8 protein-coding genes and 1 pseudogene are annotated in these 10,173 nt (G+C 67.0%); all 9 read right to left on the bottom strand.

The genetic code is table 11. From position 1 onward, the window contains the following. Positions 1-260: pseudogene (locus tag BMG07_RS37465) on the bottom strand (ShlB/FhaC/HecB family hemolysin secretion/activation protein); the annotation flags it as partial. 48 nt (positions 261-308) lie between these two features. Then, positions 309-1,040 carry a hypothetical protein gene (locus BMG07_RS37460; RefSeq protein WP_198088728.1) on the bottom strand — a complete coding sequence of 244 codons (732 nt, stop codon included), beginning with the start codon at positions 1,038-1,040 and terminating at the stop codon, positions 309-311. A 552-nt stretch (positions 1,041-1,592) separates the two neighbouring features. Beyond that, positions 1,593-1,925 carry a DUF1090 family protein gene (locus tag BMG07_RS37455; RefSeq protein WP_269759788.1) on the bottom strand — a complete coding sequence of 111 codons (333 nt, stop codon included), beginning with the start codon at positions 1,923-1,925 and terminating at the stop codon, positions 1,593-1,595. Between the two features lie 109 nt (positions 1,926-2,034). Continuing rightward, positions 2,035-2,544: a VWA domain-containing protein gene (locus tag BMG07_RS37450; RefSeq protein WP_269759787.1), complete on the bottom strand. Its 510-nt coding sequence runs from the start codon at positions 2,542-2,544 to the stop codon at positions 2,035-2,037. 100 nt (positions 2,545-2,644) lie between these two features. Further along, positions 2,645-3,757, bottom strand: a complete 1,113-nt coding sequence (locus tag BMG07_RS37445; RefSeq protein ID WP_198088727.1) for an ATP-binding protein — start codon at positions 3,755-3,757, stop codon at positions 2,645-2,647. Beyond that, positions 3,754-7,581, bottom strand: a complete 3,828-nt coding sequence (gene cobN / locus BMG07_RS37440) for a cobaltochelatase subunit CobN (protein ID WP_198088726.1) — start codon at positions 7,579-7,581, stop codon at positions 3,754-3,756. Before cobN ends, BMG07_RS37445 begins: the two co-directional genes overlap by 4 nt. A 9-nt stretch (positions 7,582-7,590) precedes the next feature. Continuing rightward, on the bottom strand, positions 7,591-8,661 hold the full coding sequence (cobW, locus tag BMG07_RS37435) for a cobalamin biosynthesis protein CobW (protein WP_198088725.1): 1,071 nt from the start codon (positions 8,659-8,661) through the stop codon (positions 7,591-7,593). Positions 8,662-8,801: 140 nt separating this feature from the next. Further along, positions 8,802-9,479, bottom strand: a complete 678-nt coding sequence (locus BMG07_RS37430) for an energy-coupling factor ABC transporter permease (RefSeq protein WP_198088724.1) — start codon at positions 9,477-9,479, stop codon at positions 8,802-8,804. Between the two features lie 72 nt (positions 9,480-9,551). Next, on the bottom strand, positions 9,552-10,173 hold a 622-nt coding region (locus BMG07_RS37425; RefSeq protein ID WP_198088723.1), incomplete at its 5' end, for a PepSY domain-containing protein.

The following is a 10,173-nucleotide window of genomic DNA, read 5'->3' as shown; positions in this document are numbered from 1 at the left end:
TTGGCCGGATCACTGAAGACGTGGTTGTTGATGTTGTGATTGGCGCTGACGTAGAACAGGTCGTTCAGGCCGAAGGGGTTGTCCAGGGACACAGTGGCGCCGGATTGGTAGCGGCCTGTGGCTTCGGTGCCACTGTCGTCGAGGCTGAGGGTGACGCGCCACTTCTTGGATTGGATGTACTTGACGACGAGGTCGCTGTCGCCGGGACGGGCGTTGGGAGCCGTCGAAGGTTCGATCTGGATGTCGGCCTCGGCGGTCGGGTATTGAATTCATCTCAAACAATGCAGGATTGACAGCAGGCATCTCAATCACGGAATCAACCTTATTCCCGCATCCATCAATGCGCTTTCAAAGAGCCGAAAATAATCCTCTCTCCCCGAAATTTTCAAAAGAAAATCAAAAACTCTTGGCGCATCAATCAACGAAACGACGAGTTTTTCATTTTTATTTGCAAGCAACACCTCTCGCAACCCATCGAGATCTCTCCCCGCATAACCCTTATATCCAAAAAAACTCTCTCCAAGATAGCAGTAAAAATCTTCATGGCTTCTAAGACCAGCGGAGGAAATCAACACATTTTCAGATACATAATTTTGAATCCACCCATTTTCCCCTCCCCGCTTCGCGCAGTTCGAGAGCCACGCCGGGCCATAAGAGCCACTCAGATTCCTCCAATTAATTCTTATGCCTTTTTCCCACGCATCAAGAATAGAAATTATCAAAACATCAGAATACTCAATTGCCGCATACAAATAACATCGGCCGCCGACTCTGGAAATTATCTCCTTGCAAAAAAATACTGCAAAAGATTCTTCCTTGCCATCGATGATTTTGGATATTGAGTAAAACTCCTCCTCCCGCAATGAAAGGCTCCCCCATTCTTCCTCCTCTATCATTAATAAAAAAACTTCGCTCTCACCACTATTTGCTCGGGTCAAACAAGAGGCTGGAAGTCCCTCGACAGCAAAGGCATGCCAGGATTCACCGAACCCGTCGCTCTCGCAATGGATCACAAATTGCCCTTCTCGCATGATTTCCACCTTCTATCTATGGGCTTAATAACCCGATAACTGCGGCCATCAATATATCCCCACTTGACCGATCCGCTCGGCAGTATTTTCTGAAGCACCCTCATATTGTTTTGGAAACCAGGAACATCAAACTCCAACACACCAGCCCATGCTGGCACTTCATCACAATCTGCAAAGGCGGATTGAGAAGTAGCTTAGCTATTGCAATTCATATCAATTGTTGACCTTTGCTACTTGCCGCGACCGCAATAAAAACTTCGCGCCGGGCGAGTTATCGCAATAGGTGGTGAGGCAGGTTCGTTCAGAGGTCGCTGTCACTCGGGCAATGCACTGGATCTCGAGCAGTCGGTCTGCTCTGTCGGGTCGCGCCAGTAGCCGCGCCTGTCGCAACAGCACGCGTGCGCACTTCGAAGTCGACCCGCAGTGGCCGACGTCGGTCGCCGCCGTCGAAGTACCCGTGCCATTGCGGGTCGGTGAATTGCCGGGGGACGATGCTGGCGCCGCCGGAAGAAGTGGCGGTGGAGGCCGAGCCGCTGGCGTTGTAACGGCGCGGCGCAGCGGTCAGTGTGACTCGTTGCGCAGGCTGCGCAACTGTGCCTCGGCCTGCTCGAGCTCCGAGCGCAGCAGGCGGATGTCCTGTTCCAGCCGTTCGATGCGCGCCTCGCGGGTCTGCGGCGCGGCCGGCGCCTTGCAGGTCGCCTGCAACGCGCTCAATGCATCGGCCAGCTCGCGGCGGCGCAGCATCTGGCCCCTGGAACGGGCGAGGTCCATGTCGCGCTCGAGCAGGGCTTCCTGCGCCTTGCAGTCCTCGCCTGGCAACGGCTGCGCTGGCTGTGCAAAAGCAGGCGCGGCCAGGGTCAGTGCAAGGGCCAGGAAGCAGGGTTTGAAAAACATGCCGCACAGTACCCGAACTTCCATTTGAGAAACCGCACAGCCATCAGGCGGTCCGGGCAATGTGGCTGCCGGGATACCCTTTCTTGAGCAGATACACAGAGCTTGTGATTCAGGCGGCCTTGTCCCCGACGAGGTAGCGCGCGTCCCAGCGCTGTGCCAGTTGCCGCGCTCGGTGCAGCGGCACGCGCGCGGCCTCGAAGTCGACCACGCAGGCGACATCGGCGGCTTCAGGCCGCGCCGGGCTCTCGCTGCTGCGGCCATCGGTCAGCAGCCACAGCCAGCGTTGCCGCGACTCGTTCTTCGCAAGCAACTGGCCGGCGCGCTGCACGCCCAGCGCGAGCGGTGTGCCGCCGCCTGCGGCAATCGGCGCGATCCAGTCGTCGTTCCACGCGCTGGCGCGGCGCGGCGGCAGGCGCAGCTCGACGACCTCGCCGGCAAAGCACAGCAGCGCGACATGGTCGCGGCGCTGATACGCCTCTTGCATCAACGCAAGCAGCAAGCCCTTGGCGCGCGCGAGGTTGCCGTCGTCGCGCATCGAGGCTGAGCAGTCGAGCAAGAAGCAGTGCAGCGCGCCGCTGCGCGTCTCCTGCGGGCGATGGCGCAGATGCCCGGCGCGCAATGCGTCGGCACCGCGTGCCGCAAAAGTGCGCGGCCAGTCGAAGGCCGTGCCCTGCCGCGCGGCACCGTGCCATGCATCCCTTTGCGTGCCCTGCCTCCGTTCACCCTGGCGCGCGCCAGCGGGTGCGGTGTCCCGGAGGCTCAGGCTTTTTTGGTGCGGCCTGCTGCTGGGAAGGGATCAGCGGGCGCAACGGTTTCACGCGCTCGATGCCGACGGGCTCTGGTGGCATGGCGCCCCAGTCTTCGTCGCTCGCGTTGTTCGCGCTCGACGAAGCTGCGCCATTGGCATCCGCGCCGCGCGCAGACGGCGTCGGTGCGCTGGCAGGCGATGCGCCTTCTGATTGCGGCTTGCGACGATGCAGCAGCACGGCCTCGGCCACTTGCCGCACATGGTCGGTCGTGATCGCCGCCGCGCCTTCCCATGCAGCCAGCGCACGTGCCGAGCGCAGCATCACGAGGTCGGCGCGCAACCCGTCGACCCCCGCTTCGATGCACAACGCACCGACCGCCTCGTGCACCGCATCGCCATAAGGCAACGCCGACGCATCCGCGACGAGCGCCCGCGCCCGCACCAGCGCCGCGGCAAGCTCCGCCTCCTCCCGTGCATGCCTGGCCCGAAAGCCCTGCGGATCCGCATCGAACGCGAGCCGCGCGCGCACGATCGCCTGCCGCTCGGCCGCATCCTCGATGTTGCGCAGCTGCACGCACAGCCCGAAGCGGTCGAGCAGTTGCGGCCGCAGCGTGCCCTCTTCCGGGTTCATGGTGCCGACCAGCACGAAGCGCGCGACATGCCGGTGCGAAATGCCGTCGCGCTCGACCACGTTGACGCCGCTGGCTGCCGCGTCGAGCAACGAATCGATCAGCGCATCCGGCAGCAGGTTGATCTCGTCCACGTACAGCACGCCACCATGCGCGCGCGCCAGCAGGCCGGGCGCGAACTTGAGTTCGTGGCCGGCCAGCGCGTGGCCCAGGTCGAGCGTGCCGACAAGGCTCTCAAGGCTCGCCCCCAACGGCAGCGTGACGAAGGGCGCGCCGGGCAGCAACTCGGCCAGCGCACGCGCCGCCGTGGTCTTGGCCGTGCCGCGCGGCCCTTCGATCAGCACGCCCCCCAGCGCGGGATCGACCGCCGCCAACAGCAGCGCCTGCCGCAGCCGCGGCTGGCCCGCGATCGCGGCAAACGGAAAAGGCACCGGCATCGGGGCGGCAGTGGTCATCGCTCGCTTCCTTCCATCCGCTGCTCGTGGTCGAGCAGCAGGTCTTCAAGTTGGGTGCGGTAGTCGCCGGGCGACTGCCACAGGCCGCGCTGCATGGCTTCGAGCAAACGGCTCAGCATGTCGTGCAGCGCGCGCGGATTGTGTTCGTTCACGAAGTCGCGGGTCGCGTCGTCGAGCACGTAGGCGTCGGCCACCATGGCGTACTGGTGGTCGCCGACCACGCGCGCGGTGGCGTCGAAGCCGAACAGGTAGTCGACCGTGGCCGCCATCTCGAAGGCGCCCTTGTAGCCGTGGCGCTTCACGCCGTCGATCCACTTGGGGTTGACCACGCGCGCGCGGATCACACGGCTGATTTCTTCCTTCAGCGTGCGCACGCGCGGCGCCTGCGGGTTGCCGTGGTCGCCGTGGTACATGGCCGGCTGCCGGCCGCTCAGGTGGCGCACGGCAGCGGCCATGCCGCCCTGGAACTGGTAGTAGTCGTTGGAGTCGAGCAGGTCGTGCTCGCGGCTGTCCTGGTTCTGCATGACGACGTTCATGGCGCGCAGCCGGCGCGTCAGCGCATCGGCCGCGGGCACGCCGTCGCTGCCCTGGCCGTAGGCATGGGCACTGCCGCCTACATAGGCCTTCGACAGGTCGTCGTCGCTCTGCCAGTCGCCATGGTCGAACAGCGGTTGCAGGCCCGAGCCGTAGCTGCCGGGCGCGGAGCCGAACACGCGCCAGCCGGCCTGCAGGCGGGCCGTGTCGGGCGCGACGCCCTGCGCTTCGAGCGCCGCCGTTTCGCGCAGGATGCGCGCGCGGATCGGGTTGCGCTCGGCGTCTTCGTCTTCCTGCGCGGCGACGGCCTGCACGGCGGCGTCGAACATCTGCACGGCATTGGGAAAAGCGTCGCGAAAGAAACCCGAGATGCGCAGCGTGACGTCGATGCGCGGACGCCCGAGGCCGACCGTGGGCAGCACCTCGAAATCGACCACGCGCTGGCTGCCCGGCGCCCACTTGGGCCGCACGCCGATCAGCGCGAAGGCCTGCGCCAGGTCGTCGCCGCCCGTGCGCATGGTGGCCGTGCCCCAGACCGACAGGCCCATCGCCACGGGATAGTCGCCGTGCTCCTGCATGTGGCGTTCGACCAGTTGCGCGGCCGACTTGAGGCCGAGCATCCAGGCGGTGGGCGTGGGGATGGCGCGGGTGTCGACCGCGTAGAAGTTGCGGCCCGTCGGCAGCACGTCGGGTCGGCCGCGCGACGGTGAACCGCTCGGGCCCGGCGGCACGAAGCGGCCCTGCAGGGCGCGGGACAGTTGCAGCAGTTCTTGCCCACCGCATGCATCGAGCGCGGGTGCGAGGCTTTGTTCGATGCGACCCATGACGGCGGCGGTGTGCGGCAGTTCCACCGGGCAATCGCGCGCCTCGAGCAGTTGCTGTGCTAACAACTCCAGCCGCTCGCGCGTGTCGCCCTGGTGCCGCCACGCGTCGGTGCTGACCGCTTGCAGCAGCGCAGGCCGCGCGCCCTGCCAGAGTTTCGCGGCATCGATGTCGAGCGGATCGAAGCTTTCGCCGGGCAGCAGGTCTTGCGTGAGCGCGCCGAGCAGGCCGGCGTTCGCACCCGCGCCGTCGCCAGACGGGTATCGCGCGAGCGCCAGCAGCGTATCGCGCCGCAGCCGGTCACCGGGCGACGCGCCGAACACGTGCAACCCGTCGCGAATCTGCGTTTCCTTCAGCTCGCACAGGTACGCATCGACGCGTGCCAGCACGGCGTCGTCCTCGGCCCCCGGCATGTCGAGCTCTTCGACCAGATGCTGCGCCCGCACCGCCGCAAGAATCTGCGCGCGCAGCACCTTCGCACGGCGCGCATCGACCAGCAGCGCGTCGTAGTACTCGTCGACCTGCCGCTCCAGGTCTTGCAGCGGCCCGTGGTTCTCGGCCCGCGTGAGCGGCGGCATCAGGTGGTCGATGATGACGGCCTGCGTGCGGCGCTTGGCCTGCGCGCCCTCGCCCGGGTCGTTGACGATGAACGGGTACACGTTGGGCATCGGCCCCAGGATCGCGTCAGGCCAGCAGGTCTGCGACAGCGCGATGCTCTTGCCCGGCAACCATTCGAGGTTGCCGTGCTTGCCTACATGCACGACCGCATCGATGGCGAAGGCATCGCGCAGCCAGAAATAGAAAGCGAGGTAGCTGTGCGGCGGCACGAGCTCGGCATCGTGATAGCTCGCGTAGTCCGCCGCGCCCAACGTGCCCAGCGCACGCGCGGGCTGGATGCCGACGAACACGCGGCCCAGCCGCAGCCCGGCGATCATGAAGCGGCCCTGCCGCACCAGCGGGTCTTGCTCGGGCGTGCCCCAACGCGCATCGATGGCGTCGGCCATGCCTTCGGGCAGCGACGCAAGCCGCGCGCGGTAGTCGGCCATTGCGTAGCTCTGCCAGGCCGGGCGCGCGGCCCATTGCGCGGGATCGTTCGCGATGCCTTCCTGCAGCTTGCGCATCAGCGCATCGCCGTCTTCGGGCAGCGCGGCGGGGTCGCCGAGCGCATAGCCTTCGGCCTGCATCGCACGCAGGATGGCGATGACCGAGGCCGGCGTGTCCAGCCCCACGCCGCTGCCGATGCGGCCTTCGCTGCCGGGGTAGTTCGCCAGGATCAGCGCAATGCGCTTGTCAGCCGCATCGAGCGCGCGCAGCCGGCACCAGCGCCGCGCCAGTTCGGCCACGAACGCAACGCGGTCGGGCTCGGGCTGGTAGTTCACCACCTCGGTCTGCGTGAGTTCACAGCGGTGCGACAGGCCCTTGAAGCTCACGGCCCGCGTGATGATGCGGCCGTCCATCTCGGGCAGCGCGATCTGCATGGCGATGTCGCGCGGGCGCAGGCCCTGGCTGTCGGCAAGCCAGTCCTCGCGATTGCCGCCGCTCACGATCACCTGCAGCACGGGTGCGTCGCCGGCCAGCGCGATGGCCTCGCCTTCTTCGTTCTGCGCGCCCTGCCCCAGCGCGGCGAAGGCCGTGGTGTTGAGCACCAGTTGCACGTCGTGCGCCGCGCACAGCTCGCGCAGCGCGGACAGGCACAGCGGGTCTTTCAGCGAATCGAGCGCGACGGGCAGCGGATTCAGCCCCTCGGCGCTCAGCGCGGCGGCAACCGCATCGAAGGCCACGGTGTTGCCCGACAGCAGGTGCGAGCGATAGAACACCAGCGCCACCACCGGCGCGCCCGCGTGCCAGCCGGCGCGCAGGTCGTCGATGCCGGCCACGGTGTGCGCCGCATCGACGCCTTGCATGTAGCCGGGCACATGCAGCGCGACCTGCGGCAGGCTGCGCGGCGGCTGTGGTGCCTCGCCATGGCCCAGCCCGTGAAAAGCCACCGCGCGCAGGAACTGCAACGCATTGCCCGCGCCGCCCGTGCGCATGTACTGCCAGAGCTGCCGGCTCACGGCGCGCGGCGCGGTGCTTCGCGCCAGCAGGTCTTCGTCTTCCTGCAGGTCGCCCGAGAACATCGCGAGCTGCTGGCCCTTGCGCCTGGCGAGCTTTTCCAACTGCTGCAGCCCGTAGGCCCATGCCGATTCGGCCCCGAGGTGGTCGACCACCACCACGCGCGCATGCTGCAGCACCTCGTCGATGTACAGGTCGAGCGAGGCCGGTTGGCGCAGGTACATCAGGTTGGCCAGCCGCAGCGACGGGTAGCCGGGGTCGGTGGCCGCCAGCGCGGTGCGCGCGGCGGCCAGCAACGCGAGCGTGGTGTCGGCCGAGCTGAGCACCACGATGTCGCCCGGGGTCTGGTCGAGCCGGGTGACGACGCTGTCGTCCTCGACGAAGCGTCCGGGCTGGGTGCTCAGCAGGTGCATGGAGTCACATCAGGCCGCGACGGCGTTCACCTCATCGAGCGCCTTGCGCAGCACGCCTTCGTCCAGGTCTTCGCCGATGAACACCAGGCGGGTGCGCTGCGCCTCGCCATCGCGCCAGCGGCGGTCGAAGTGGTGGTCGAAGCGGCGGCCCACGCCCTGCACCAGCAGGCGCATCGGCTTGCCCGGAATGGCGACGAAGCCCTTCACGCGGTAGATGGTGTGTTGCTCGACCAGCTTGCCGAGCACGGCCAGCAGGCTGTCGCGGTCCACGGGCGGCAGCTCGATCACGAGCGAGTCGAACTCGTCGTGGTCATGGTCTTCCTCGTGGTCGTGGTGGCTTTCGCGCAGGTGGATGGTGGCCTCGGCGGCGCGGCCCTGGCCCAGCAGCAGCGCGAGCGGCAGCTTGCCTTCGGTGGCGGCAACGATCTTCACTTCGGGCGGCAGCTCTTCGCGCACCAGCGCCTCGACCTGGGCGCGCGCGGCGTCGTCCATCAGGTCGGTCTTGTTGAGCACCACCAGGTCGGCGGCCGAGAGCTGGTCTTCGAACAGCTCGTGCAGCGGCGACTCGTGGTCGAGGTTGGGATCGGCGCGGCGGGCCTCGTCGACGGCTTCGGGGTTGGCGGCAAACTGGCCCGCCGCGGCGGCCGGGCCGTCGACCACGGTGACCACCGAGTCGACGGTGAAGATGTTGGCGATGTCCGGCCACTGGAAGGCCTGCACCAGCGGCTTGGGCAGCGCGAGGCCCGAGGTCTCGATGAGCACCGCGTCGAGGTCGCCGCGCCGCTCGGCCAGTTGCAGCATCACGGGCAGGAACTCTTCCTGCACGGTGCAGCAGACACAGCCGTTGGCCAGCTCGTACAGTGCGCCTTCGCGCTCGTTGCCCTCGTCGTCGCAGCCGATGCCGCAACCGCGAAGAATTTCGCCGTCGATGCCGAGTTCGCCGAACTCGTTGACGATCACCGCGATGCGGCGGCCCTCGGCGTTACCGAGGATGTGGCGCAGCAGCGTGGTCTTGCCGCTGCCGAGGAAGCCCGTGACGATGGTGACGGGAATCTTGGCGTTGCTTGTTGCTTGGGTCATGGAAACGTTCTTTCAGGCGCCTGGGGCGGCGCGGCTGGACGGTGAACGAGCGCAAGGCGCCCTTTCGGGCGACTGCGCTCGGCACGGCGGAAGATGGGGGGCAGAAAAAGCGAAAGGCGCGCGAGAGAAACCGGCCGCGTTCAGACGCCGCCGTACAGGCGGCGCTCGACGAACACGGTGCCCTGCAGCCGACGCCATGCCTTGGCTGCAGCCAGCACACCCAGGTCGACCAGCGGCTCGACCAGCACGACGGTCATGTAGGCCGCGCCGAAGCTGGCGATCTGGCCCAGGTTCTCAATGCCCGTGCCGCGTCCGTAGAGCGCCCAGAAGCCGACCCACACGACGATGCCGCCCTGGTAGGCCACCGACAGCTTGAAGGCTTGCCGGTAGCTGATGTCCACGTAGGCCACGTTCTGCGGAATGATCCGCCGCGCCAGCGCGGCCGTGGCGAACAGCGGCACCAGCAAGGTGGTGACGTTCATGCCGAACTGGGGAATGTCCTGCGGCTCGAAGAACAGGCCCTGGATGAGCAGCCCGCCGGCCAGGCCGATGGCCGCGGGCGCCAGCCCGAACACCAGCAACAGCGTCGTGCCGAGGATCAGGTGCACCTCCGACACGCCCACCGGGTGATGCGGCAGGACCTCGAAGAAGCAGAACACCAGCGCAACGGCGATGGCCGAGCGCAGCACCAGCGCCGCGACGCCGTCTTTGATGGCGGTGTCGAACGCGACCTTGCCCGTGTAGGCGATGGCAGCGGCCGCCGTGGCGTAGCTGAGGAAAATCTTGGATCCGTCGACGAGACCTGGTTCGATGTGCATCGAGCACCTCCTGAATTGCACCGTGGTGCGAAAGTTGATTGTTAGTTTAGGGGCTGGCTCACGCAAGCCCCGTCATGAATGCTGGGGCGCACCCCGCACTTCGGGCACGGCCGACGCCTTGGGCTTCGGCTTGCGCCGCAGCCGCCGCCAGCCGATCACCACGCCGCTGGCCGAGGCCACCGCGCCGACGATCGACAACAGCCACACCACCACGTCCCACGCTGGCCGGTACTGGATCAGCCAGGGAAAGTCGAGGCTGTGCGCCGCATTGAAGAGCCAGCGCCGCAGCCGCGAATTGCGGTCGTTGCTGCCCGCGACCTGCCCGCTGGCGGGGTCGATGTAGATCCAGCTGCGCCCGGCGTCGTCGAACTGCAGGCGCCACACGGGCACGATGCGCTCGCGGTGGTGGCCGTACCAGTGAAAGTCTTCGCGGGCCTGCAGCGTGGCCTCGGTCACATGGGCGCCGGGCCGCAGCTTCGACGCGGCGCGCACGATGTCGTCCTTGGCGATGGATGCGGGGGCGCCGCTGGCGGCATCGACCACGCGCACGCGCGCCTTCGCGTCGCGCAGTTGCAGCAGCGGCTTGCCGTCGAACCACAGCAACACGGCCTCGCGCGGCGCGGCATCGCCCTCGCCGCCCGGCAACAAGGCCGGCGGCCAGGGGAACGGCGCCGCGCCGGCCCCGCTGTAGCGC

Origin of the sequence: Variovorax sp. E3 (assembly GCF_016082275.1) — a bacterium.
Lineage (GTDB): Bacteria > Pseudomonadota > Gammaproteobacteria > Burkholderiales > Burkholderiaceae_C > Variovorax.
The sequence above is the reverse complement of the archived record's forward strand: the minus strand, read 5'-3'. Positions and strand labels throughout refer to the sequence as shown.

What these genes read in the sequence shown, in the direction of transcription:
- BMG07_RS37455 (WP_269759788.1), bottom strand. Translation starts at nt 1,925, where the DNA reads ATGTTTTTCAAACCCTGCTTCCTGGCCCTTGCACTGACCCTGGCCGCG.
- BMG07_RS37445 (WP_198088727.1), bottom strand. Translation starts at nt 3,757, where the DNA reads ATGACCACTGCCGCCCCGATGCCGGTGCCTTTTCCGTTTGCCGCGATC.
- cobN (WP_198088726.1), bottom strand. Translation starts at nt 7,581, where the DNA reads ATGCACCTGCTGAGCACCCAGCCCGGACGCTTCGTCGAGGACGACAGC.
- cobW (WP_198088725.1), bottom strand. Translation starts at nt 8,661, where the DNA reads ATGACCCAAGCAACAAGCAACGCCAAGATTCCCGTCACCATCGTCACG.
- BMG07_RS37430 (WP_198088724.1), bottom strand. Translation starts at nt 9,479, where the DNA reads ATGCACATCGAACCAGGTCTCGTCGACGGATCCAAGATTTTCCTCAGC.